This is a genomic window from Methylomonas sp. Uni0009, from assembly GCF_054188105.3.
Genome location: NZ_JBTAFN010000001.1, coordinates 1,241,609 through 1,265,943 on the forward strand (window position 1 = coordinate 1,241,609; position 24,335 = coordinate 1,265,943).

A 24,335-nucleotide genomic window follows, 5' to 3' on the forward strand; every position below is an offset into this window, starting at 1 on the left:
TGAAGGGCGAATTCATTCGCCCTTTGAGACACTACCGAAAAACGGCTTTACCAAACTTTGCCGAGCACCATCGACATAGGTAAACACCACCGGCACCACCAGCAGACTTAACAAAGTAGAGCTAATCAAGCCGCCAATCACCGCCACCGCCATCGGCTGACGAAAACTGGCGTCCGCCCCCCATCCCAACGCAATCGGCAACATACCGGCAATCATGGCCACCGTGGTCATGACTATAGGCCGGGCGCGTTTATGGCAGGCATCCAGCAAGGCCTCGTGCCGACTCAGCCCATGTTCGCGCATCGCCAGCAACGCATATTCCACCAGCAGGATCGAGTTTTTGGTGACGATGCCCATCAGCATGATCAAGCCTATCATCGACGGAATATTCAACTCGCCGCCGGTCAGCAACAGTGCGACAAACGCGCCGCCCATTGACAACGGTATCGCCGACAGGATGGTCAAGGGTTGAAAGAAATCCTTGAATAGCAACACCAATACGCAAAACACGCACAGCAATCCGGTCAGCATCGCCATACCAAAACTGCTGGCCAATTCGGCCATGATTTCGGCGTCGCCGGTACGAATCAATTTAACGCTGGACGGCATATTCGCCACCGCCGGCAAAGTTTTGGCGGCGGCCAGCGCCTCACCCAGGGACATACCCCCCAATTCCGCGTTGACCGTGACATAGCGGCGCCGGTCGTACCTGTCCACCTGCGCTGAGCCGCTAGCCAACGACAACTCAGCCACACTGGATAGCGGCACCAGCTTATCCCCGGCTCTAACCCTTAGATTGGCCAGCACCTGTAAATCCTGCCGCGCGGCATCGGCTATCCTTACCCGAATCGCCAGTTGGCGGTTATCCAGATTCAGCTTGGCCAGTTGGGCATCGAAATCACCGCTGGTGGCAATCCGCACCGTTTCACCGATCAGCTCAGCCGTCACGCCTAGTTCGGCAGCGCGCTGCCAGTCCGGCCGAATCGCAATCTCCGGCCGCTCCAGGCTCGCGGTGGAGCTGATGCTGCTTAAGGTACCCACGGTACGCAAATCGCGCTCCAAAGCCTGTGCACTGGCTTTTAAGGCCGCCGCATTATCGCTGGACAGTATCAAAGACATTTTCTCGCCAGGGCCGCCAATGCCAATGGAAAAGCGCGCGCCAGGCACCTCGCGCAATACCGTTCGCACTGCCTGTTCAATCTGCGATTGATGCGGCCGCTGCCCACGCTCGCTCAAGGTTAAGGTCAGCGCTCCCTTGCGTTGCTCGCCCGGTCTGGTGACGCCGCCACCGACTAGTTGACTGCTGCCGACCGCGGTAAAAATGTGCTCGACACCTGCCAGCGCTTGCAGAACAGTTCTCGCCGCTTCGGCGACTCGACCGGCATCGTTTATCGAACTGCCCGGCGGCAACTCGAGTTGCACGGTGGTGTAGCCGCGATCAGCAGGCGGTACGAAACCCGCCGGAATCAAGGGCAGCAATAAGCAAGCTCCGATAAAAAATAGCGTGGAGAGCAGCATCGTGGCCTGACGATGCTGCAAGGTCCACTGCACGGCTTGCAGGTAAATAGGCATCAATCTGCCATCGACGCTGGCCGGATGATGCCCTTCGGTGAGTAAATAAGCCGCCAGCATCGGTGTCAGCAAGCGCGCTACCAGCAAGGACGCCAGTACCGCGACCACCGCCGTCCAGCCGAATTGTCTAAAAAACAATCCTGATACGCCGCTCATCAGCGCGGTAGGCATGAACACCACCACCAGCGTCAAGGTGGTGGCGATGACCGCGAGGGCGATTTCATCGACCGCCTCAGCTGCTGCCTGACGGATGCTCTTGCCCATCCGCACATGTCGGGCGATGTTTTCGATTTCCACAATCGCATCGTCCACCAATATCCCGACCACGATGGCCAAGGCCAGCATGGTCAGCATGTTCAAGGAAAACCCCAGCCAATGCATCACCGCAAAGGTCGGCAGAATCGACAAAGGCAGGGCCGAAGCCGACACCAAAGTCGCCCGCCAATCGCGCAAGAACCACCATACCACCAGCACCGCCAACAGCGCGCCTTCGTAGAGCATCATCATCGAGCCTTCATACTGCTCTTGCGAATACGCTACCGAACCGGAAATCAGGGTAAAACTCAGGGACGGATCGGCTTCCCGCATCCGCGCCAAGGCCTGTTCCACATCATTAGCGATGCGGGTTTCGTCAAACCCCTTGGCCCTGTAGATGTTGAAACCGATCAACGGCTTGCCGTCCAAGGCTGCCAATTGCGTGCGCTCGGCAACGGTGTCGCGGACCGTGGCGATTTGATCCAACCGCACCTCGCGGCCATTGGCTATCGCCACCGGCAAAGCCGCCAGCTCCTGGGCCTGCCGCACCGTGGCCAGTGTGCGCACGGATTGCTCCGCCAAACCCACATTACCCCGACCGCCGGAAGATTCCTGCTGTACCTGTTTCAAGGCTCGCGATACATCGGTCGCGGTGACGCCCAGCGACGCCAACCGCACCGGATCGACTTCCAGTTGTATTTCCCGCTGCACACCGCCCAGCCGTTCGAAACGGCCGACGCCGGCCACACCCAACATGACCTTGCTGACGTTATCGTCCACCCGCCAGGACAAGGCTTCCTCGTCCAGCTTGGCCGAGGCAATCGCGTAGGTCAAAATCGGCGCACCGCCCACTGTCACCGCACTGATACTCGGTTGCAGCACGCTGCTCGGCAAATCCGAGCGCACCCGGTCCACCGCGTCCTTGGTTTCTATCAAGGCATCGGAAAGCTTTTTTTCCAGGATAAATTCGACATTAATTTGCACCAAGCCATCGGTAATCGAGGTGCGGATATGTTTCAAACCGGACAATGTGGCAATCGAATCCTCGACTTTGCGCGCCACTTCGGTTTCCAGCTGTGCCGGCGCCGCGCCCGGTTGATTGAGCTTAACGATGACGCTGGGTAAATCCAGATCCGGCAAGCTCTGTATGGATAGCTGTTGTAAACCGCGCAGTCCGGCCAGCGACAGCAAGATAAACAGTAAAATCGATGGAATCGGGTTGCGAATCGACCAAGAGGCAAAACTCATCAATCAACCCTCGTCGGTGCAATGTGCACAAGATCGCCATCGTTGAGAAAGCCGGCCCCCTCTACCACCACCCGGTCTGTTTCGTTCAAGCCTTGGACAATTTCGATTTCCACGCCCTGTCGCCGGCCGGTAGCGACTGACTGTAAACTAACCGGCGAGGTGTCTGCATCGCTATGCAGCTTCAGCACATAACTGCGTCCGTCGCGGATAACCACGCCGGCGGCCGGCACCACTAGTGCCGGACGTTGACTTAACTCGATTCGGCCATTGGCATACATACCGGCCCGCGCCTGGCTGCCGGGCAGGATATCGGCGTACATGACGCCCAACCGCGACTGCTCGTCCAAGGCTGGCGCCAGTTGCCGCACCTTGGCTTGGGCAACGCTGCCGTCCGGCAAACTGAGTTGAATCGCTTGCCCTGTCTGGATTTGCGCGATTTGCCCGGCAGTCAATTCACCGCGCCATTCCAAGCGATTTTGCCGAATTAACCGAAACAATTCCTGCCCGCTGCCGGCCACTGCGCCCAGGGTTGCCATTCGCGCGCTAATCGCGCCGTCGTCCGGCGCCCGCACCTCGGCATAGCTTAGTTGCAACTGCTTAGCTGCCAACTGGGCCTTGATGGCATCGACCTGGATGCGGGAGGTTTCCGCTTCTGTTTCGTAACGCAACAACTCCTGTTGACTCAGCGTCGCTGCGTTTTTCAGTTTCAACACCCGCTGTTTGTTGATTTCGGCTTGGGCGGCGGTGGCCCGTGCCTGTGCCAGATTGGCTTGCAATTGCGCCAGATCGGCGCGCAGCATATCAGCGTCGAAGCGGGCCAGTAGTTGACCGCGTTTTACCTGATCGCCGACATTGACATTGACTTCGATTAACCGTAATCCGGTCTGCTGGGCGCCGATGACGGCTTCTTGCCAAGCCGCAATCGCGCCGGAAGCCTCTATGGTTGTCGGCCACTGCCGCCATTGCGGCACTGCCCGTGTCACCGTTAGCGCCGGCACTGCTTTCCCCGCAGCGGAAGCATCTGGACTTTCCGGCCTTAACAACCAAACTATAAGCATCGCACAGCATGCCAGTACGGTAAAAATCCCGATAAGTGATGAGCCGCGTGCCATACCGCGCTGGGAATTAAGGGTATAAAAGCTAATGGAACGCGTTAGGTGTGTCATCATGACGAAAAATCTCGGCAAACATTACTCAGCTCCAAGTCTATACGACAATTTAAAACTGAACCATCGGGTTTAGAATAAGCCAAACAATGGCCTATCGCTCGAAACTCAGCCGACACGTTTGAATAAGGGAGGTTCCATGAGAAAGAAAAGTGGAGAACGTTGCCAAGCCATTCTGGATGCGGCAAAAACCATGTTTGAAAAAGTCGGTTTCGAACAAGCGACCATGGCGGAAATCGCCGCTACCGCGGGCCACTCCAAGGCCACGCTGTATAACTATTTCAGCTCCAAGGAACAGCTGTTCCTGGAATTGGCGCGGCGTTCCGCAGATCGCCACAGTGAGCAATTATTCTCGTTGCTGATGCCGAACTGCGGCAGTGCGCCTCTTGATACGCTGCCAGACCAGGTCAACCAGGTCCTAGCGCTATTGCAACCTTCCGACGACTTGACGGCAACTTTGCAACGTTTCGGCGAAGGTGTGATGAGTAATTTTCTGACTTTGAAAAGCTTGGCGGCCCGGCGCATGTTGATCGCCGCAGCCGCCAATCAGCCGGAAGCCGGCCGCCTGTTTTTCGAAAACGGTCCGGCCAAAGGCATGCAATTTACTGCGCAATTTTTCGAACAAGCAATGAATGCCGGCCAACTGCGGCGTGCCGATCCTAATGTGGTGGCCGCGCATTTTCGCGGCCTGCTAGAATCGGAAGTGTACGAATCGGGCTTGTTCAACGCCCGCCGGGAATTGAAACCCAAAGAAGTTAAAGCGACAGTCGAACGTGCCGTCAGCGTGTTTATCAGAGCCTATGCGCCGACTGCCGGCGATTTGAATCAAGACTAGCTATTGCTTGAAAACTTCGCGAAACAGCTGCTGCATGGCTTCCCAGGATTGTTTATCCGCGTCGGCATTGTAAGCAATAGGTAAATTGTTGGCTTTGCCCAACCTGTCGGCATCGGGATTGCTGAAACCGTGGCGCACGCCGGGATAGTTAACGAAACGATAATCCACACCGGCTTGGGTCATTTCTTTTTCAAAAGCCGTAATGCTATCGGCGCTGACGAATTCGTCGGCCGCGCCGTTCAACACCAATACCCGCGCCTTCACCTGCCCGACCCGCGCCGGGGTTTGCGTTGCCAGATTGCCGTGAAAGCTCACCACCGCCGCCAGATCGGTACCCAGCCGCGCCATATTCAAGACTGTCGCGCCGCCGAAACAATAGCCTATAGCCGCAATCTTGCCCTTATCGACACTGGCTTGTTTTTGCAAAAAGGCTAAAGCCGCCGTAAAACGCAGTTGCGAAACACCGGCCCGCTCCACGACGCTGTTCATGAAGGTTGAAGCTTCGGCGGCATGCTCGCTGGATTTGCCGTCGCCGTACATATCGACAGCCAGCGCGGTATAGCCCAGCTCCGCCAACATCTTCGCGCGCTGCCGGGCATAGTCGTTCAAGCCCCACCATTCGTGAACCACCAACACGCCGGGCTGTTTTTCGCCCTTGGTGTCGTCCCATACCAGATAGCCCTTCAGCGTGGTATCGCCGGCGGTATAACTCACGGTTTGCTCCTGCAATGCCGCTTGCAAACCGGAACTGAACAATAAGGCCAAAAAGAATAAACTACGCATCATAAAAACCTCCTGTTGAAAAATGGCCTTACGTTTACACTGCTAACGGGCATTGTCAATCTCTAGGGCCTTGCGACAATAAAATTCCATCGGGGCGGCGGGTTTTACAGCAACCTAGGCGCTGTGATTTCCTTTAAACGAACGGCAAACATAAACTCCATGACGCATTCCGGCGCAAAACCTATCTGGCGACAAATCCCGAAAAGCGTTTGGGCATTGGGCTTTGTCAGTATGTTGATGGATATTTCCTCGGAAATGATCCACAGCCTGCTGCCGATATTCATGCTCACCACTTTGCATGCCAGCAGCTTAAGTATCGGTTTGATCGAAGGCGCTGCGGAAGCGACCGCGCTGATCGTAAAGGTATTTTCCGGCGTGCTCAGTGATTATCTGGGCAAGCGCAAAAGCCTGGCTTTGATCGGCTATAGCCTGGGAGCCTTGACCAAGCCTTTGTTTGCGATTGCCGGCAGCAGCGGTATGGTCCTGACGGCGCGCTTGCTGGACCGGGTCGGCAAGGGCATACGCGGCGCCCCGCGCGACGCGCTGGTCGCCGACATTACCCCGCCGGAAATTCGCGGCGCGGCCTTTGGCCTACGGCAATCGCTGGACACGGTAGGGTCATTCCTCGGGCCACTGCTGGCAGTAGCACTAATGCTACTGTGGGCTAATGATTTTCGGGCGGTATTTTGGGTGGCGGTCATTCCCGGCCTGTTATCGGTCATGATGTTACTGTTTGGCGTGCGGGAACCCAAGCATATACAGCGTTCGCAACACGGCAATCCGATCAAGCGCGCCAATCTGCAACGCTTGCGCGCCGGCTATTGGCGAGTAGTGACTATCGGCGCGGTTTTCACGCTGGCGCGTTTCAGCGAGGCATTTTTGGTATTGCGTGCACAACAAAGCGGTATTCCAATTGCGCTGTTACCCTTGGCAATGGTGGCGATGAATATCGTTTATTCGGCCACGGCCTACCCATTCGGCCGCCTGTCCGACAGCGTATCGCATCGCAAATTGCTGGGCTGGGGACTGGTCGTGCTAATCGCCGCCGACTTGGTGCTGGCTAGTAGCGCCGACTGGCGAATCGCGCTGGCCGGCGTAGGACTTTGGGGGGTGCACATGGGCATGACCCAAGGCTTGCTGGCAAAAATGGTCGCGGACACTTCACCGGCCGACCTGCGCGGCACCGCTTACGGGTTTTTCAATCTGGTCGGCGGTATCGCCATGTTGTTGGCTAGCGTCATGGCGGGTTTGCTGTGGGATAGCTACGGCGCCGAATTTACGTTTTATGCCGGGGCCGGATTTTGCTTGATTGCCTTATTCATCCTCGTCACTCAGCGTAGAGGTAAAGCTGATCATTGACCGCCATTTGCATAGCCATAGACTAAAAAAAGGAAAAATTCCCGAAAAATTTTGCAACAAGCTTACAAGCATGTAAGCTTTAGCGTACAAATAATCTCGTAAATGGCCGAGCTTTTCAGCCGAATAAGTACCTAAAGCCTAGTTTGAAATACATCCTTCTCAGCCGTTTACAGCGTATCAATAAATACCAGCTTTGGCTGATTTCGGTGGTTCTGGCGACAGTGCTCACCGAATCGATTGTGGCGATGATGGATTTGCTGCTGAAAGGCGAAATCAGCTTCGATTATCTACTCACCGGCTTGGTCGCATCGCTGCTTGTCGCCTCGTTGATCTGCGCGATGATTATTGTCTTTTTAGATCAACTGAGTAGTTTGAACGACGATAATACCCAGTTGAGTACTATCGTCACCGCACTGCCCATTCCGCTGGCATTATTCGACGACAAGCGCAATCTGCAAATGCTGAACCCGGAGTTTACCAAGGTCTTCGGCTACGAGCTCCGGGATATTCCCAACCTATCCGAATGGCGACTACAGGCCTTCCCCGATCCTGTTTACCGTGAAACGATCAGCGCGGAATGGCAAAAGCGCTTCGAAAATGACGACCTTGAATTTCAGCCCCTGGAAATCAAAATCCGCTGCAAAAACGGTCTGACCAAACACGTAATGGCCACCGCCACGCGTATAGGTGGAGCCGATCATAAAATGCAGTTGGTGTTGCTCTATGATATTTCCAAACGCATCGCAGCAATGAACGCGCTCGCCGAGTCGCGTAGCCTGTTGCAGTCGGTGATCGAAACCATACCCACGCGGGTGTTTTGGAAAGATCCGCAATCGCGCTATCTCGGCTGTAACTCCCAGTTTGCTGGAGATTGCGGCTTGGCCAGGGCTGAAGACATTGTCGGCAAAGTCGATAGCCAATTGTCCTGGCGGGATCAGGCGGAAATCTACCGTGCCGATGACCGCCTCGTAATGCAATCCAATGTGCCTAAGCTGGCGTACGAAGAGCCGCAAACCACTCCCGATGGCCGGGAGATTCTGCTGCGAACCTCCAAAGCGCCACTGCGGAACAGTCTGGGTGAAACCATCGGGGTATTGGGGGTATACGATGACATCACCGAACTAAAGAAGATCGAAAACGAGTTGTGGCTGACCAAAACCATGGTCGATAAAAGCAAGACCGCTTTCTTCTGTCTTGATCCCAGGGGCATGGTGACGTACGTCAATGATTACGCGTGTCTGTCCTTGGGCTATTCGCGGGACGAATTGGTGGGTATGAGCCCTTGGGAATTCGATCCGGACTTTCCGGCCAGTGCCTGGTCGAGCATTTGGGGGCGTTTGCGCGACTGCGAAATCGTCAGCCACGAAAGTCGGCATCGGCGTAAGGACGGCACGATTTTCCCTGTCGAGCTCACCTGCCACTACATCGCTCACAATGGCTTGGAGCTGAGTTTTACCTTCGTGCAAAACATAAGCGAACGTAAACGCCTGGACACCGAACTGCGGATTGCCGCTACGGCTTTCGAATCGCAAGAGGGCATGATGATTACCGATGCCAATGCCGTGATTTTAAAGGTGAATAAATCGTTCACCGAAATTACCGGCTACGCCAGCGAAGAAGCCGTCGGTCAAAAAATGAATTTACTCAATTCCGGCATTCACAATGCGCTGTTTTTTGCAGAGATGTGGCAATCAATCGATAGCAAGGGCGTCTGGCAAGGCGAAATATGGAATCGGCGTAAGAACGGCAATATATTCCCGGAATGGCTCACCATCAGCGCCGTGAAAGGCGCGGATGACAAAATTACTCATTATGTCGGCACGATGATGGACATAACGGCGCGTAAAGCCATAGAGCAACACATTCATCATCTGGCCCACTTTGACGCACTAACCGATCTGCCCAATCGCACCTTGCTGATCGACCGTCTACATCAGGCTATCGCTCAGGCCAGACGCGAGCACGGTTTGCTGGCCTTGCTCTATCTGGATCTGGACAAATTCAAGCCGGTCAACGACAGCTTCGGCCACGATGTCGGCGACTTATTGTTGAAGGAAGTCGCGAATCGCCTGGAAGCGTGCGTAAAGCGCGAAACGGATACCGTGTCGCGCTTGGGTGGCGACGAGTTTGTGATTTTGCTCAGTCAATTAGACAGACAAGCGGCGGCCGGATTGGTAGCGGAAAACATCTTGGCTAGTTTGAATCAGCCATTTGTGATTCAACAACACACCCTGGATATCTCTTCCAGCGTAGGTATTGCCGTTTATCCTAATGACGGCTTGGAAGCACATACCCTGATGAAAAACGCCGATAATGCCATGTATCAAGCCAAATGCGCCGGTCGCGGATGTTTCCGGTTTTTTGGGTCCGCAGCAGAAGGCTAATTGCCGTTTACCTGCAAAGGCCCATATAGCCAAAGACCAAGCCTTGGCTCCACTGCCAGCCCCTCCGCATCGGCGAATTGAAACGGTACGGAAATCAGCTCCATACCTTGATTAATCTGCACCGCAAAATGCAAATGCGGCCCGGTCGTCAGGCCGGTATTGCCGGAGTAACCGATCAACTGCCCGGTTGCCACCCGCATTCCTGGCGAGACTTGAGCCTTTTCCAACGCCAGATGCGCATAAACAGCCATGGAGCCGTCCTCATGCAAGATCCTGATACTGTTAGCCTTGCTGGCGTAAGCCTGGCTAGTACCATGACTGGTATAGTCATTTTCCACTTCCAGCACGATACCGCCCCGGGCTGCGTAAATCGGCGTATCAACCGGCATCATGATGTCTACCGCATAACGATTCTGTTCATCGTTATGACTGTATGGTCCATTAAAAGCTTGGGTAATTTGAAACTGTGCGCCGGCCGGCAAAGGTGGTTTATAAAGGGTTTGACTCACATAGCCGGGTAAAGGCCGCCCAACCACATAGCTATATTGCAGATTGACACTATAAAAACCGGCGCTCTGGTTGGGAATAAGCGAAAACAAGCTGCCGGACTGTCCGGATTCAACGACAAAGCGGCGCGGCAAATCCGGATTGGCGCTGACATTTTCCCGCTCTCGCCAATCGACGGCCAGTTCGATAGGCCCCGGATAGGCGTTCAGCGCAAAAAAACTCGGTTGCAAATCATCGGCCGTTTTTTCCAGCCAAACGCGCTTAGGAGTGGCGGCTTTTAACTGCCTGACTGCTACCGGCTGATTCGATGCGGGGGCCTGATCGGTAAAAAACCAGGTACCTTCGGCATCCTGATATTTATAAAGCTTTTTCGCTACGCCGCTACCTGACGCCAGTAACAGCGAGATCGCTAAAATACCGCGAGCAAACACCGGTCGCCACGATTATTTGCGGGTAGAACTAAAGGTGTAAGAGCGCACTACGCCTTGTGCGTCGAAACGAATCAGCAAATCCTGGGAATCGTTACCGCCGAACAACGCATATTTGTAGATCCCGTAAGTCCAGGTAGGCTTACCATCTTCCATACCGGTACGCCAAGGCGTGCCGAACATTTCGGTAATATCTTGCTTACGGGTTTGGCCGACCTTGATTTCCGGCACTCGGACGGGGGAAAACTCTTGGCCGACAGTAAAGCAACCGGTCAGTTGCGTCGTCGCAAGGCAGGCGACTAATAGAAGTGAACTAAAGCCAAAAGCGCGTGGTCCGCGTTTTGCAAGAAAATTGTTCATTGGTATTCCCTGATTGAAAAGTTGATTGATATAAACTAGCTGCTAGTGGCTTATCTTAGCCGGTTCCAGCCGCGATTCGAAAATTTTTTAGCCTCCGATAAGATGTCATCATGCCTACCGAAAACCACAATTCAGCCCTCGATAATCTGAACTTCGACAATCGCTTTATCCGCGAGTTGCCTGGTGATCCCGAACCGGATAATTTTCGGCGCCAAGTTTATGCAGCCTGCTATTCCCGGGCCAATCCGACGCCGGCGCAGCAACCCAGATTGGTCGCTTATTCCAGAGAAGTCGCGGAAGATTTGGACTTATCCGCAGAACTCTGCGAATCGGAAGATTTTTGCCAAGTATTCGCCGGCAGCCGGCTAGCAAAAGGCATGGAAGCGTATGCGATGTGCTACGGCGGCCATCAATTCGGCCATTGGGCCGGCCAACTCGGCGATGGCCGGGCCATTAACTTGGGCGAGGTGGTTAATCAGCGTAAGCAACGCTACACCTTGCAACTGAAAGGCGCGGGCGTGACGCCTTATTCCCGTAGCGCCGACGGCTTGGCTGTACTGCGTTCGTCAATACGTGAGTTTTTGTGCAGCGAAGCCATGCATCATCTCGGTGTGCCGACCACCCGCGCCTTAAGCGTGATACTTACGGGTAAACAGGTGGTGCGTGATATGTTTTACGACGGTAATCCGCAAATGGAACCTGGCGCAGTGGTGTGCCGGGTGGCGCCGTCGTTCGTCCGCTTCGGCAACTTTCAAATATTCACAGCGCGCGATGACATCGATTCGCTGAAAAAACTGGTGGATTACACCATTCGTACCGATTTTCCGGAGCTGGGTGAGCCATCGATTCCCGTCTACCTGGAATGGTTTAAACAAGTGTGCCGCAAGACGGCCGAAATGATCGTGCACTGGCAGCGGGTCGGCTTTGTGCACGGCGTGATGAATACCGACAATATGTCGATACTGGGTTTAACCATCGATTACGGCCCTTATGGCTGGCTGGAAAATTTCGATCCGGACTGGACGCCCAACACCACCGATGCTCAGGGCCGGCGCTACCGGTTCGGCAATCAGGCGAAAATCGCCTATTGGAATTTGGTACAACTCGCCAACGCGTTGTATCCCTTGATTATGCGTGCCGAAAGTTTGCAACAAGCCTTATTGGCTTACACCGAAACCTTCGACGCCGGCTGGCAGGCAATGATGGCCGCCAAGCTCGGTCTAACAACGTTCGAGCCCAGCGAAGACGACGCCTTGATCAACGAACTAACGCAGCTGATGCAAGCCGCTGAAACCGATATGACTTTGTTTTATCGGCAGCTGGCTGACGTCGATGTCAGCGCGGAAGCCAATTCGCCGGCGCAATTTTTAGCGCTGTTGCAGAGCACCAGCTACGAGCCGTTGAACGACGACCTCATGGAACAAGCTAGCCGCTGGTTCGCCAATTATCGCCTGCGCAGTCAGCGCGACGGCAGGCTACCGCTGGATCGCAGTTCAGCGATGAACGCGGTCAATCCGAAATACGTATTGCGTAATTATCTGGCGCAATTGGCTATTGACCAAGCCGAACAAGGCGATTTTTCTTTAGTCCAGGAGTTACTCGAAGTGCTGCGCCACCCTTACGCCGAACAAGCGGATAAACAGAGTTTTGCCGCTAAACGGCCCGATTGGGCTAAGCAGCGCGCCGGCTGCTCCATGCTGTCCTGCAGCTCCTAACGACTCGTCTCGGCAAATTTCGAACCAAGGTACTATGTCAACTTGTTCAAATTAGCTTATTATTCGGTCACAAAATCACGTTATTTATTTGGAATAAACTTCGGAGCAAAGCATGGCCAAAGAAATCGGCATCGTTAAAATCGCAACTGGCACCGTTACCGCCATTGCCGCCGACGGCAGTAAACGTATTTTGCAGGTCGGCGACCGCGTTTACCCAACCGATCTTTTGACCACTGCCGACGGCAGCACGGTGATGATACAACTTGCCAATGGCTCGTTTATTGATATGGGCGGCAACGACAGCATGCAGCTTGCTGCAGCGCTGCAGGAACAAGGCGAGCCGGCTCAGATCACCCAGAATCCGACACCCGCCGGTCCCAGCGCGGAAGATATTCAGGCGGCCTTACTGGCCGGCGCCGATCCAACCACAATAGCTGAAGCGACTGCCGCTGGCGGTGCGCCGGCAGCAGGAGGCGCGCCTGGGGCAGGTAACGAAGGCCATGTGCCTGTTATCGTCGAATATCTCAACCCAGTAGCACCGGTGACGAATGGTTTCGATACCACCGGGCCTAGCGTCGCATTTCCGCCGATTGTGCCCGAAGTTTTGATTTTGAATCCGGAGCAGGCCGCGGCAACCTCAGGTAACCTACCGCCTATCGCCGGCAATGACAGCGTTACAGGCTTAGCACCCGGCAGCAGTGTTACGATCAACGTACTGAGCAACGACAATGACCCGGATGGCACGCTCAACCCCGCCAGCGTGCAAATCGTCGGCAGTAACGGACCCGGTCAACCACTAGTTGTGCCTGGCCAGGGTATTTGGACTGTCGACACGACTACAGGCTCGATTACTTTTACGCCAACCCCCGGTTTTACCGGTAATCCGACTCTGATCACCTACACCGTAGAGGACAATTTGGGCCTGGAGTCCAATCCTGCCGAGGTCAGCATTGTTTACGTGCCTACTGTCACTGTCAGCGACGTCATCGTGGACGAAAGTGACGCTAGCTTACCCCCTGCCGAGACCGGCACTCTGCGTATTAACGGCCAAGCACCAACATCGGTTGTCTTGTCGGCCAGCGGGGCAACCTGGGACGCCGCTACGCAAACCCTGACAGCCAGCGACGGTTCTTATCAGGTAGTTGTGAACAATGACAGTTACACCTTTACCTTGCTAAACGCTTTGACCCACATAAACACAGGCGCACCGGAATCGCCGGCTATTGGCTTTACATTTTCCGCGACGTTAACCGATCAGGACGGAAGGGTCGCGAATACGACGTTTAGTGCGAACGTGTTTGATGATGCGCCCTTCGTCAAAAACAGCAACGGGAATCTACAAGGTGCCGCAGGTCAAACATTAACGGGCTTGATTGATTACGATCTGGGTTTTGACGGCTTTGGGAGTGCCGGTGGTGTAAATTTGACAAACAATAATGGGGCGTTAACGTCTCGAGCAGACGGTATTTCTTATTTGATTGTCGATAGTAACGGCGACCAGTTACAAGAACTTTATGCTTTTGTCGATAACGGTGCCCTGACGACCACATTTGCCGACCTCAGTGCTGACCGCATGGTATTTTCGCTACTGCCGACAGTTAACGGCGCCGTAGATGGTGCGTACAAATTGGAATTGCACGATGTTTTGGATTTGCCTGCTGCGCCGAGCACCACTCTAGATTTTGGCAGCGCCGCGCTGGCTTTCGGTGCCGGAAAAGTTGCTGTAGGGAATTCTCTGCTTGTTGAGGGCAGCAACCTGTTTATCGACTCAGCAAACAATGACGTCGGTGTGGGTGATAGATTTTTGGATGCATCGGAAGTAATAACCTACAGGTTTGGTACTGTCGGCGGTTTCGATATTACATCTCCGCAATTAGTAAACTCGGTACAACTCAATGAAGCCGATGTTGGTAGTGCTTTGGATGTTTTTAGCTGGACAGCTTATAGGGGGCTAACCCAAGTTGATACTGGAACGGTTGTATTTAGCACGCCTGCTGGAGGTGGGCTTACGGACCCGATTAATGTGGTTGGTGGATACGACAGGCTGGAAATCCAGGTCAATTTTGGCAAACTCGCGGTGGGAGGCCTGCAATATACCAGCGTAGCGCCACAAAACCTGCAATTACAGTTTGGTTTTAGTGCAACAGATGGTGATGGCGATAGCACCGGCGTTGGTAGCTTTACCGTCGATACCGGCGCATTGCTCAATACTGGCATCAGCAGTGTGCTGCCTGATTTGCAACACCCCGATAGCGTTATTCATTAATCAAGCGCATTTCGCAACAAAAAAAGCCGGCATAAGCCGGCTTTTTGTTGTCTGGGAACAAGCTTTAATCTGCTTTGCGCTGTTTTCCGTAGCCTACCATACCAATCAGACCAGACAAAAACAGCCATGTTGCGGCCGGCAAAGGTACTGCCGAAGTCGTATACGTAATAGTGGCTTGGACAAAAGGGTTGCTGCCTTGTCCAGCATTCAAGTCCGCGGTCACATCAGGTGACAGCGCCAAGGTGATAAGAATTTTGTTGTCCTGTGTCCAACTCTGCAATAAAGCACCCGGTAGCAGCGTGCTCCGCGACCACTCGACCAAATCGGCGTTTGTAACCGTGCTGTAATTGTTGGCGTCGACAAAGACAGAACTAGAGTTAACGGGTGGAGCAATAGGAGCGAATTTCAGATTGCTGATCACACTTTCGAATGTAACGGCGATGTTTTCAGGATTGGCAGTAGATGCGTTGATCGAGTAATCTCCGCGCGCATGAACAGTGAAGCTGCCGGCCACTAAATCCGCCAAAGGCGCATTATCAATAGTGAAAGTAAAAACCTGTCCATCCAGGGTTTGCTGGAACTCAGTGGAGGTAAAACTGACTAGCCCAGCACTAGCTTCTATGCTTGCCGTAGAAAGAAACAAGGCAACCAAGGGTTTAACTAGTTGATTACGCATAGGGATTTCCTTAAAAATGAGTACTGGCACAAATTCTACGTCATGTCGGCTTGCAAAGCCACCTGTACTTAAGGGCTGAAACTCATTAAATCCAATGCAATTCTGACCATACAATAACCTTTTGCCTGTTTCGAAAAACTAAACCGCTGCGTTTTTTGGCTACATCCAGGTTTTACCTGGATTCTAGCCGGATTTGCCGGCAGCGGATTACTAAAAAAATATGCTCAAACCAGCCATTTCGGGTATCCTTTTTAAGCTAATCCAACGTTTTCCAAGGTTCCGTAATGACCAACAATACCGATATTGCCGCCAAACACGATATTGATCCTGCTGAAACCCTAGAATGGATGGAGGCACTGCAAGCGGTGATAGAAAAAGAAGGCGGCGACCGTGCCAGTTTTCTGATTGAAACCCTGCTCAGTACCGCCAGACAAGCCGGCATGGACATTCCGTTCTCGGCTAATACGCCTTACATCAACACCATCCCGATAGATAGGCAACCCAAATTTCCCGGCAACACCGACATCGAGCGCACCATCCGCTCTTACGTGCGCTGGAATGCGATGATGATGGTGCTGCGCGCCAACAAATACACCAATGTCGGCGGCCATATCGCCAGTTTCGCCTCCGCCGTCACCTTGTACGATGTCGGCCAAAATCATTTCTGGAACGCCCCCTCGGACAAACACGGCGGCGACCTGATTTTCTCGCAGGGCCATTCCGCGCCCGGCACCTATGCTCACGCCTTCTTGCTGGGCCGCTTGAGCGAAGAGCAAATGGACAGCTTTAGACAAGAAGTCGGCGGCAACGGCTTATCGTCTTACCCGCACCCGTGGTTGATGCCGGACTTCTGGCAATTCCCCACCGTATCGATGGGCCTTGGCCCGATCATGGCAATCTACCAAGCCCGCTTCATGCGCTACATGCAAAACCGCGGCTTTGCCAACACCGAAGGCCGTAAAGTCTGGGCCTTCCTGGGCGACGGCGAAACCGACGAACCGGAAACTCTGGGCGCGATCGGCATGGCAGGCCGGGAAAAACTGGATAACCTGATTTTCGTCGTCAACTGCAACCTGCAACGTCTGGACGGTCCGGTACGCGGCAACGGCAAGATTATTCAAGAACTGGAAGCCAACTTCCGCGGCGCCAACTGGAACGTTATCAAAGTGATCTGGGGCCGGCGCTGGGACGCGATTCTGTCCCGCGACAAGGACGGTTTGGTGGTTAAACGCATGATGGAATGCGTGGACGGCGACTACCAAACCTTCAAATCCAAGGACGGCGCCTACGTCCGGGAAAAATTCTTCAACACCCCCGAACTGCAGGAACTCGTCAAGGATTACACCGACCGCGACATCTGGGAATTGAATCGCGGCGGCCACGACCCGATCAAAGTCTTCGCGGCCTTCAACGCGGCGGTCAACCATACCGGCCAGCCCACCGTGGTTCTGGCTAAAACCATCAAAGGTTACGGGATGGGCGACTCAGGACAAGCGCAAAACACCAGCCATCAACAAAAGAAGATGAGCATGGAATCGATCAAATACATCCGCGACCGCTATCAATTGCCGGTCAGCGACGAAGAATTGATCAATCTGCCTTACCTGCGTTTTGCGGAAGACTCTGCGGAACTGAATTACCTGCGCCAACGCCGCGTCGATCTGGGCGGTTATCTGCCGGCTCGCCGCGCCAAGTCCTACCCGCTCGAAGTACCGGCCTTATCCGCTTTCAAAGCGCTATTGGACGGCACCGGCGAAGGTCACGAGATTTCCACCACCATGGCCTTCGTGCGCATTTTGAACATCCTGGTCAAGGACAAGCAAATCGGCAAGCGCGTGGTGCCCATCGTCCCCGATGAATCCCGTACCTTTGGCATGGAAGGCATGTTCCGTCAACTGGGTATCTGGTCGCAGGTCGGCCAGCTTTACACGCCGCAAGACGCTGAACAACTGATGTTCTACAAGGAAGACAAGCACGGCCAGGTGTTGCAGGAGGGTATCAACGAGGCGGGCGGATTGTGCGACTGGATCGCCGCCGGTACCGCCTATTCAACCCACGGCGTACCGATGATTCCGTTTTTCATCTATTACTCGATGTTCGGTTTCCAACGGGTCGGCGATCTGATTTGGGCCGCGGCCGACCAACGTACCCGCGGTTTCCTGCTGGGCGGCACCGCCGGCCGCACCACCTTGAACGGCGAGGGTTTGCAGCATGAAGACGGCCACAGCCATCTGATGTCCGCCACCGTACCGAACTGCTATTCCTACGACCCGACCTTCGCCTGCGAATTGGCGGTGATCATTCAGGACGGTTTGCGCCGGATGTATGTCGAGCAGGAAGACATCTTTTACTACATCACCTTGATGAACGAAAACTACGACCAGCCGGCCATGCCGGAGGGCGCGGAAGCCGACATCCTGAAAGGCATGTATTTGTTCAAAAAAGGCCCGAACAGCAAAAAACCGCGCGTGCAATTGCTGGGTTCCGGCACCATCTTTATCGAAGTCATTGAAGCCGCCAAACTGCTGCACGATGATTGGGGCGTGGACGCCGACATCTGGAGCTGCCCAAGCTTTACCGAGCTGGCTCGCGACGGCCAAACCTGCGAGCGCTGGAACCGTTTGCATCCGACCGAAAAGCCGCGCATCACGCATATCGAACACTGCCTGGATAGCACCAAGGGTCCGATCATCGCCGCTACCGATTACATGCGCGCATTTGCCGAACAAATTCGCCCTTGGGTGAATCGCTCTTACACGGTGTTGGGTACTGACGGTTTCGGCCGCTCGGACACCCGCGCCAAGCTGCGTAGCTTCTTCGAAGTGGACAGATACCACGTTGCCGTTGCCGCCTTGCACAGCCTGGCGCAAGCCGGCGAGTTCGACGCAGCGAAAGTCGAGGTAGCCATTGCTAAATACAACATCAACCCTGACGCAACCGCCCCTTGGTTGATCTAACGGAAAGCGACATATGAGTTCTGTAATTGAAATAAAGGTCCCCGACGTCGGCAATGTCCCTGAAATCGACATCGTCGAGGTGCTGATCAAGCCCGGCGACGTGGTCGCGGTGGAACAAACCCTGGCGGTGATGGAGACCGACAAAGCGACGATGGATTTACCGTCCAGCGCGGCCGGCACCATCAAAACCATCCATATCAAACCCGGCGATAAAGTCTCCGAGGGCACGCTGATCGCCACGCTGGAAGTAGGCGACGCCGCCCCCGCAGCTCCCGCCGAACCGGCACCGGCAGTAACGCCTGCACCTATCGAAGAAGCCCCAGCTCCGGTTGCGGAAGCCCCAAAAGTAGAACCCGCTCAACCTGCCGCAGCGCCAGCTGCGCCGGTCGTAACAAGTAACGAAGGGTTTAAAGCACACGCCACACCCAGCGTCAGACTATTTGCCCGCGAATTGGGCGTGGACCTGAGCAAAATCCCAACCGGTAGCGGTCGTAAAGGCCGCATCCTGCAAGAGGATGTGAAAAACTTCGTCAAGCAAGTTATGGCATCCGGCGGAGCCACCTCTGGCGGCGCAGGTATACCGGCCATTCCAGCAGTCGATTTCACCCAATTCGGCGAAATCGAGGAAAAACCGCTCAGCAAAATCAAGCGTCTGACCGGCCAAAACCTGACTCGCGTCTGGCTGAATTTGCCGTTGGTAACGTATCACGATGAAGTGGCCATCGACGCGATGGAAGACTTCCGCAAGTCGGTCAACGCCGGCTTGGCGAAGGATGCCGTGAAAGTCACCGGCCTGATCTTCATCATGAAGGCATTGGTCGCCGCGATGCAAAAATATCCGGCGTTCAACAGCTCGCTATCACCGGAAGGCGACAAACTGTATTTCAAAAAATACTTCCACATTGGCATTGCCGTCGATACCCCAAATGGCCTGGTCGTACCGGTCATTCGCGATGTGGATAAAAAGGGCATTTTCCAGTTGTCCGCCGAACTGGCCGAAAAAAGCGAATTGGCCAGAACCGGCAAGTTGAAGCCAGCCGATATGCAGGGTGGCTGCATGACCATCTCCAGCTTGGGCGGCATCGGCGGCACCGCGTTCACGCCTATCGTCAACGCCCCGGAAGTGGCGATTTTGGGCGTGACCCGCTCCAAGGTACAACCGGTGTGGAACGGCAAGGAATTCGAACCGAAACTGATGCTGCCGCTGGACATCACCTACGACCACCGCGTCATAGACGGCGCCGAGGGCGCGCGTTTCATGGAAGCATTGAAATCTTATCTGGGCGATATTCGGCGCTTGTTGTTGTAAACAGCAAGGATCAATTTTCTTGGGAGGCTCAGTATGCAAACACTGAATTTAGATAAACTACCGGATTTTGCCAGGCATGAATTGGAGGATTTTTATCAATTTTTGTTGCAAAAATACGCGGGGCAACAGCAAGACCTTAAGGAATCAGCGCCGTTAGCGCCTCGCTTGGTTAAACCATTCGAGCCGCTGCCGCGCGAAGCGGTGTATGAGCGTTAACTGTTTTGTCGATTCCAACGTCTGGCTTTATGCTTTCATGGATGAGAGTTCGCCCAAACACCAACAAGCTTTAAAGGTTATCGCACAGCCCGGCGTAATGCTTAGCACTCAAGTCGTGAACGAGGTCTGCAACAACCTGCTGCGAAAAGTTGGGTACACCGAACGGTTTACAGCTAATCAATCCCTTTGTTTGAGACCAATCTCGTGAAAATCGGCATTTTAATAGCGAGTCGTCAAAGTCATGGCCGAAAATCCTAGCAATCAAGGCGTTTATTTCCTGTCGTTATCGGTGGAAAACGTGCGCTGTTTTGCCGAGAAACAGACACTGGATTTGTCGGATGGCAGCGGCAGGCCGGCGCAGTGGACGGTGATATTGGGAGATAATGGGGTAGGCAAATCAACCTTATTAGACACTTTCCATATAAATCAACATTTCCGATTTCTAGATAGAAGTTTAATTAGTATAAAAAATAAAGCGGCGAGCGCTCTTTTACGATTTGGAGGCAGTGAAGGTTTATACTCAATACCATCACAAAAAGAGTACTGCTTTAAGCCATTTTTAAAGGGTCAGCAAGTAAAACAAATATTTCAAGATCAAAAGCTTTATGAAGAATTATTCGATTCATCGTTAGTTTTTTATTATTCCGCAAGCAGGAGGCTAACAAAAAAATATGAATTTGATTTTGGCGATGGAGACGTAGAATTACCTGTTGATGACCCGGATGATTTAATCAACGCCGAGGACTGGCTATTACAAACCGACTACATCGCTAAAACGCCCTCTGAAATTCAGGAAAACTATCAAAAGCGCCTGACAATTATCAAAGACACACTGATTGCGTTATTGCCTGACGTCACCGATATTCGGATTTCAACACCCAGTGAAAAATCGCCCAACCCCAGGGTCGAATTCTATCTGCCCGACGGTTGGCTGTTGTTATCGCAACTCAGCTTGGGCTATCAAACCATGACCGCCTGGATGGTAGATTTGGCCGCCCAATTATTCAAACATTATCCCAATAGCGCCAACCCCATCGCCGAACCGGCAGTAGTGTTGATCCATGAAATCGACCTACATTTGCATCCGAAATGGCAACGTACAATCATGGCTTATTTGAGCGAACGCTTCATCAATACTCAGTTTATTGTTACCGCCCATAGCCCCTTAATCGTGCAGGCTGCGGAAAACGCCAATATCGTGGTGCTTAAACGCGAAGGCGACTCGGTGAAAATCCACCAGCATCCGCAAGACGTCAAAGGTTGGCGTATCGATCAGTTATTGACCAGCGATTTGTTCGATTTGCCCAGTGCCCGTTCGCCGCATTACGAGAGCCTGTTGACACAACGCCGGCAGATTTTGAGCCAAGCGCAATTGACCGCTGCCGATCAAGCCAAATTGTCTGAACTGGAATGTCAAATCGGAGAACTGCCCACAGCGGAAACCCCCGAAGATATTGACGCGATGAATATTATTCGCCGTGCGGCGGAGCTGTTGAAATAGGTCCGATGATTTTTATCCAGCGCAGCCAGGAACCCGCCGTATTGCAAAACAAGGGTAAAGCTGAACAACAGGCTTTTTGTGAGGCTTATGATGCTGGCAAACGCGAATTTAAATTCGATAGTGCGATTTACGGAAATCCCACCGTTAAAACCGCGTTATTAAAAATGCATTATGACAAGTGCTGTTTTTGCGAGTCGAAAATTTCCCATATTAGTTATGGCGATGTGGAGCATTACCGGCCCAAGGGCGGCTACAAACAAGCGGAACAGGACGAATTGCATGCTCCTGGCTATTATTGGTTGCCTTATACTTGGGAAAACTTGTTGCTGAGCTGCACCTTATGCAATCAACAATTTAAGAAAAATCTGTTTCCTTTGTTGGACCCGCAGGAGCGAGCACTTAACCACCACGACGACATTACGTTGGAACAGCCACTGTTAATCAACCCTTCCGCCACCGATCCTCGGCAATATATCGGCTTTCGGCAAGAGATTCCCTATGCGATTGACGGCAATATCTACGGCAAAGCAACGATTGCTGTTGTGGGATTAGATAGAGAAGCGTTGAATGAAAAGCGGCGTAGCCACCTTGCGTTGATTAATCAATTAATTGCGGTGATAAAACTTGCGAACAAGCAACTCGAAAACACTGAACTTCAATCGGTAGCCGCGCAAGCAAAACAAATAATTGCCGAAGCGATATTACCAACGGCGGAATATTCGGCCATGATAAATGCACAATTACCGGCATTACACTGACGGCTTAAGCCTGCCGGACGATTTTGAATTGATAAAATAACCTAAATAGACATCCTCACTGGAGACAAATCCTATGACTAATTCCGTTACACACGCCGAAGTCTTGGTTCTGGGCGGCGGCCCCGGCGGCTATACCGCAGCGTTTCGCGCTGCCGATTTGGGTAAACAAGTGGTATTGGTCGAACGCTATCCAGTTCTGGGTGGTGTTTGCTTAAATGTCGGCTGCATTCCCTCCAAAGCTCTGCTCCACACTGCGCAAGTGATTCATGAAGCGGAAGCGATGGCCGAACACGGCGTCAGTTTCGGCAAGCCAAACATTGACTTGGACCAAATTCGTGCCTGGAAACAAAGCGTCAGCCAAAGCCTGAATCAAGGCTTGGGCAAACTGGCCAAGCAACGTAAAGTCACTGTAATCCATGGCGTCGGTAAATTTGCCACCGCCAACAGCTTAACGGTGACCAGCGAGGCCGGCGTGCAAACCGTCACCTTCGACAATGCCATCATCGCCGCCGGCTCGCAGCCAACTAAAATCCCCAGCTTTCCGCATGACGATCCTCGCGTTTGGGATTCCACCGACGCACTGGAATTGAAATCAGTACCGGAAAAATTATTGATCGTCGGCGGCGGCATCATCGGTCTGGAAATGGCGACGGTTTATCATGCGCTAGGTTCGAAAATCAGCGTCGTCGAGTTGATGGACCAGATCATCCCCGGCTGCGACAAAGACTTAGTCACGCCACTGCAACGCAAAATCAAAAAGCAGTATGAGAATCTGTGGCTACAAACCAGCGTTAAGGCGATGGAAGCTACCGATGCCGGCATTAAAGTCACGATGGAGGGCAAAGGCGCACCGGAATCCGAAGTGTTCGATGCGGTCTTAGTGGCGGTGGGCCGCCGTCCCAACGGCAAACTGATCGACGCCGATAAGGCGGGTGTCAATGTTGATGAACGTGGCTTCATCCCGGTGGACAAGCAAGGCCGCACCAACGTCAGCAATATTTTTGCGATCGGCGACATCGTCGGCAATCCGATGCTGGCCCACAAAGCCACTCACGAAGGTAAAATCGCCGCCGAAGTCATTGCCGGGCACAAAGCCGGTTTCGACGCACTAACCATTCCTTCGGTCGCTTACACCGATCCGGAAGTAGCTTGGATGGGCCTAACCGAAACCCAGGCGCAGCAGCAAGGCGTGGAATTCAACAAAGCCGTATTCCCATGGGCCGCCAGTGGCCGATCTTTGGCGCTGGGCCGTAGCGAAGGTATTACCAAAATCCTCACCGACAAAACCACCGGCCGTATTCTCGGCGCCGGCTTTACCGGGCCAGGTGCCGGCGAATTAGTGGCCGAAGCTGTGTTAGCTTTGGAAATGGGCGCGGACGCTACCGACATCAGCCTCAGCATCCATCCGCATCCAACCTTATCGGAAACCTTTGCGTTTGCGGCGGAAATGATAGAAGGGACGATTACCGACCTGTATGTAAAGAAATAGTGCTTATTTTGCTAAACGCAAAATTCGTGAGTGAGTTAAACGTCAGCCTGCCATTTTTTGGTAAGAACGCCGACGTCATATAGAAGGAACAGCGAGTGGAAAAATTTGTCTTTGGGGCTGGCGAAGATGACAGAAAAAGGTTGCTGAATTTCGTTGATGCTCTGCAGCAGTTTTTAGAGAAGGTGATAAATAACGGCGAGTATTTTCAGCCGAAATTTCGCGACGATTATAAAAAAGCCTGGATCGAGCTTAATCCGAATTTTTCGGCGTTAAAAGACGGCTTGCAACGTGCTGAAACCCACACCTTGTTAGCGCAAGGCTTATTGGGAACGCAGCTAAATCTAAAGCTCGCCGTCATCAATCATTTTTTAGGCGAGTTTTTGCTTTACGGAATAGAAATTATCGGCGGCCACAAACTGCTTGAAAGACTTTTGGGTGTTGTCAGCAAATTACTGGCAAACATGGCAACCGCAGTGGGCACCGGCTTAGCCATTCAGAGCTTCGTAGATTTTCTTGTTGCCATGATCAAGGAAGACAGCTAGTGATTGTTC

The 24,335-nt window shown here is 53.4% G+C and carries 19 protein-coding genes; 13 read left to right on the forward strand and 6 right to left on the reverse strand.

Features of this window, described 5'->3' with window-relative positions:
- Nucleotides 1-12: 12 nt before the first annotated feature.
- Nucleotides 13-3,075, reverse strand: a complete 3,063-nt coding sequence (locus ACWAU0_RS05835; protein WP_458138621.1) for an efflux RND transporter permease subunit — start codon at nt 3,073-3,075, stop codon at nt 13-15.
- Nucleotides 3,075-4,073 carry an efflux RND transporter periplasmic adaptor subunit gene (locus ACWAU0_RS05840; RefSeq protein WP_458138622.1) on the reverse strand — a complete coding sequence of 333 codons (999 nt, stop codon included), beginning with the start codon at nt 4,071-4,073 and terminating at the stop codon, nt 3,075-3,077. Before ACWAU0_RS05840 ends, ACWAU0_RS05835 begins: the two co-directional genes overlap by 1 nt.
- 307 nt (nt 4,074-4,380) lie before the next feature.
- Between ACWAU0_RS05840 and ACWAU0_RS05845 the strand changes: the two genes are divergently transcribed.
- Nucleotides 4,381-5,076 carry a TetR/AcrR family transcriptional regulator gene (locus ACWAU0_RS05845; RefSeq protein ID WP_458138624.1) on the forward strand — a complete coding sequence of 232 codons (696 nt, stop codon included), beginning with the start codon at nt 4,381-4,383 and terminating at the stop codon, nt 5,074-5,076.
- On the opposite strand, the gene ACWAU0_RS05850 is transcribed toward ACWAU0_RS05845, so the two are convergent.
- Nucleotides 5,077-5,862, reverse strand: coding sequence for a dienelactone hydrolase family protein (locus ACWAU0_RS05850; RefSeq protein WP_458138626.1), 786 nt, complete (start codon nt 5,860-5,862; stop codon nt 5,077-5,079).
- A gap of 156 nt (nt 5,863-6,018) precedes the next feature.
- On the opposite strand from ACWAU0_RS05850, the gene ACWAU0_RS05855 reads away from it, so the two are divergent.
- Together ACWAU0_RS05855 and ACWAU0_RS05860 are read left to right on the forward strand one after the other, a co-directional pair.
- Nucleotides 6,019-7,218, forward strand: coding sequence for an MFS transporter (locus tag ACWAU0_RS05855; protein WP_458138628.1), 1,200 nt, complete (start codon nt 6,019-6,021; stop codon nt 7,216-7,218).
- 143 nt (nt 7,219-7,361) lie between these two features.
- Complete coding sequence (locus tag ACWAU0_RS05860) at nt 7,362-9,602, forward strand: PAS domain S-box protein (protein ID WP_458138630.1); 2,241 nt, start codon at nt 7,362-7,364, stop codon at nt 9,600-9,602.
- On the opposite strand, the gene ACWAU0_RS05865 is transcribed toward ACWAU0_RS05860, so the two are convergent.
- Both ACWAU0_RS05865 and bamE read right to left on the reverse strand, forming a co-directional pair.
- Nucleotides 9,599-10,540, reverse strand: a complete 942-nt coding sequence (locus tag ACWAU0_RS05865; protein WP_458138631.1) for a peptidoglycan DD-metalloendopeptidase family protein — start codon at nt 10,538-10,540, stop codon at nt 9,599-9,601. The genes ACWAU0_RS05860 and ACWAU0_RS05865 overlap by 4 nt on opposite strands.
- A 12-nt stretch (nt 10,541-10,552) precedes the next feature.
- Complete coding sequence (gene bamE / locus ACWAU0_RS05870) at nt 10,553-10,897, reverse strand: outer membrane protein assembly factor BamE domain-containing protein (protein ID WP_033158240.1); 345 nt, start codon at nt 10,895-10,897, stop codon at nt 10,553-10,555.
- 110 nt (nt 10,898-11,007) lie between these two features.
- On the opposite strand from bamE, the gene ACWAU0_RS05875 reads away from it, so the two are divergent.
- Nucleotides 11,008-12,612, forward strand: coding sequence for a protein adenylyltransferase SelO (locus ACWAU0_RS05875; RefSeq protein ID WP_458138634.1), 1,605 nt, complete (start codon nt 11,008-11,010; stop codon nt 12,610-12,612).
- Nucleotides 12,613-12,724: 112 nt separating this feature from the next.
- Nucleotides 12,725-14,878 carry a retention module-containing protein gene (locus ACWAU0_RS05880; protein ID WP_458138635.1) on the forward strand — a complete coding sequence of 718 codons (2,154 nt, stop codon included), beginning with the start codon at nt 12,725-12,727 and terminating at the stop codon, nt 14,876-14,878.
- A 64-nt stretch (nt 14,879-14,942) separates the two neighbouring features.
- Here the strand turns inward: ACWAU0_RS05880 and ACWAU0_RS05885 are convergent, their stop codons facing one another.
- The gene (locus ACWAU0_RS05885; protein ID WP_445367307.1) at nt 14,943-15,554 is read right to left on the reverse strand and encodes a VPLPA-CTERM sorting domain-containing protein; all 612 of its coding nucleotides are present in this window, start codon (nt 15,552-15,554) and stop codon (nt 14,943-14,945) included.
- Nucleotides 15,555-15,838: 284 nt separating this feature from the next.
- Between ACWAU0_RS05885 and aceE the strand changes: the two genes are divergently transcribed.
- The 8 genes from aceE to ACWAU0_RS05925 all read left to right on the forward strand — a co-directional run bounded on the left by aceE (nt 15,839) and on the right by ACWAU0_RS05925 (nt 24,326).
- Entirely contained in the window at nt 15,839-18,511 is a 2,673-nt protein-coding gene (gene aceE, locus ACWAU0_RS05890; protein WP_033158244.1) for a pyruvate dehydrogenase (acetyl-transferring), homodimeric type, read from the forward strand.
- Between the two features lie 13 nt (nt 18,512-18,524).
- Nucleotides 18,525-19,820 (forward strand): dihydrolipoyllysine-residue acetyltransferase, encoded by a 1,296-nt coding sequence (aceF, locus tag ACWAU0_RS05895; RefSeq protein ID WP_458138636.1) that lies wholly within the window; start codon nt 18,525-18,527, stop codon nt 19,818-19,820.
- Nucleotides 19,821-19,853: 33 nt separating this feature from the next.
- Nucleotides 19,854-20,036 carry a hypothetical protein gene (locus tag ACWAU0_RS05900; RefSeq protein ID WP_205451718.1) on the forward strand — a complete coding sequence of 61 codons (183 nt, stop codon included), beginning with the start codon at nt 19,854-19,856 and terminating at the stop codon, nt 20,034-20,036.
- A complete protein-coding gene (locus ACWAU0_RS05905) occupies nt 20,026-20,244 on the forward strand; it encodes a PIN domain-containing protein (protein WP_458138637.1) in 219 nt (72 codons plus the stop codon). Before ACWAU0_RS05900 ends, ACWAU0_RS05905 begins: the two co-directional genes overlap by 11 nt.
- Before the next feature lie 33 nt (nt 20,245-20,277).
- On the forward strand, nt 20,278-21,537 hold the full coding sequence (locus ACWAU0_RS05910) for an AAA family ATPase (protein WP_503428544.1): 1,260 nt from the start codon (nt 20,278-20,280) through the stop codon (nt 21,535-21,537).
- A 5-nt stretch (nt 21,538-21,542) separates the two neighbouring features.
- Nucleotides 21,543-22,295 carry an HNH endonuclease family protein gene (locus tag ACWAU0_RS05915; RefSeq protein ID WP_458138638.1) on the forward strand — a complete coding sequence of 251 codons (753 nt, stop codon included), beginning with the start codon at nt 21,543-21,545 and terminating at the stop codon, nt 22,293-22,295.
- Between the two features lie 73 nt (nt 22,296-22,368).
- Nucleotides 22,369-23,784, forward strand: a complete 1,416-nt coding sequence (gene lpdA, locus ACWAU0_RS05920) for a dihydrolipoyl dehydrogenase (RefSeq protein WP_458138639.1) — start codon at nt 22,369-22,371, stop codon at nt 23,782-23,784.
- Between the two features lie 95 nt (nt 23,785-23,879).
- The gene (locus ACWAU0_RS05925) at nt 23,880-24,326 is read left to right on the forward strand and encodes a hypothetical protein (protein ID WP_033158250.1); all 447 of its coding nucleotides are present in this window, start codon (nt 23,880-23,882) and stop codon (nt 24,324-24,326) included.
- Nucleotides 24,327-24,335: the final 9 nt, after the last annotated feature.

Coding starts and splice junctions, on each gene's coding strand:
- bamE (WP_033158240.1), bottom strand. CDS start 10,897: ATGAACAATTTTCTTGCAAAACGCGGACCACGCGCTTTTGGCTTTAGT.
- ACWAU0_RS05910 (WP_503428544.1), top strand. CDS start 20,278: ATGGCCGAAAATCCTAGCAATCAAGGCGTTTATTTCCTGTCGTTATCG.
- ACWAU0_RS05880 (WP_458138635.1), top strand. CDS start 12,725: ATGGCCAAAGAAATCGGCATCGTTAAAATCGCAACTGGCACCGTTACC.
- ACWAU0_RS05845 (WP_458138624.1), top strand. CDS start 4,381: ATGAGAAAGAAAAGTGGAGAACGTTGCCAAGCCATTCTGGATGCGGCA.
- ACWAU0_RS05900 (WP_205451718.1), top strand. CDS start 19,854: ATGCAAACACTGAATTTAGATAAACTACCGGATTTTGCCAGGCATGAA.
- ACWAU0_RS05885 (WP_445367307.1), bottom strand. CDS start 15,554: ATGCGTAATCAACTAGTTAAACCCTTGGTTGCCTTGTTTCTTTCTACG.
- lpdA (WP_458138639.1), top strand. CDS start 22,369: ATGACTAATTCCGTTACACACGCCGAAGTCTTGGTTCTGGGCGGCGGC.
- aceF (WP_458138636.1), top strand. CDS start 18,525: ATGAGTTCTGTAATTGAAATAAAGGTCCCCGACGTCGGCAATGTCCCT.
- ACWAU0_RS05855 (WP_458138628.1), top strand. CDS start 6,019: ATGACGCATTCCGGCGCAAAACCTATCTGGCGACAAATCCCGAAAAGC.
- aceE (WP_033158244.1), top strand. CDS start 15,839: ATGACCAACAATACCGATATTGCCGCCAAACACGATATTGATCCTGCT.
- ACWAU0_RS05835 (WP_458138621.1), bottom strand. CDS start 3,075: ATGAGTTTTGCCTCTTGGTCGATTCGCAACCCGATTCCATCGATTTTA.
- ACWAU0_RS05915 (WP_458138638.1), top strand. CDS start 21,543: ATGATTTTTATCCAGCGCAGCCAGGAACCCGCCGTATTGCAAAACAAG.
- ACWAU0_RS05875 (WP_458138634.1), top strand. CDS start 11,008: ATGCCTACCGAAAACCACAATTCAGCCCTCGATAATCTGAACTTCGAC.
- ACWAU0_RS05905 (WP_458138637.1), top strand. CDS start 20,026: ATGAGCGTTAACTGTTTTGTCGATTCCAACGTCTGGCTTTATGCTTTC.
- ACWAU0_RS05850 (WP_458138626.1), bottom strand. CDS start 5,862: ATGATGCGTAGTTTATTCTTTTTGGCCTTATTGTTCAGTTCCGGTTTG.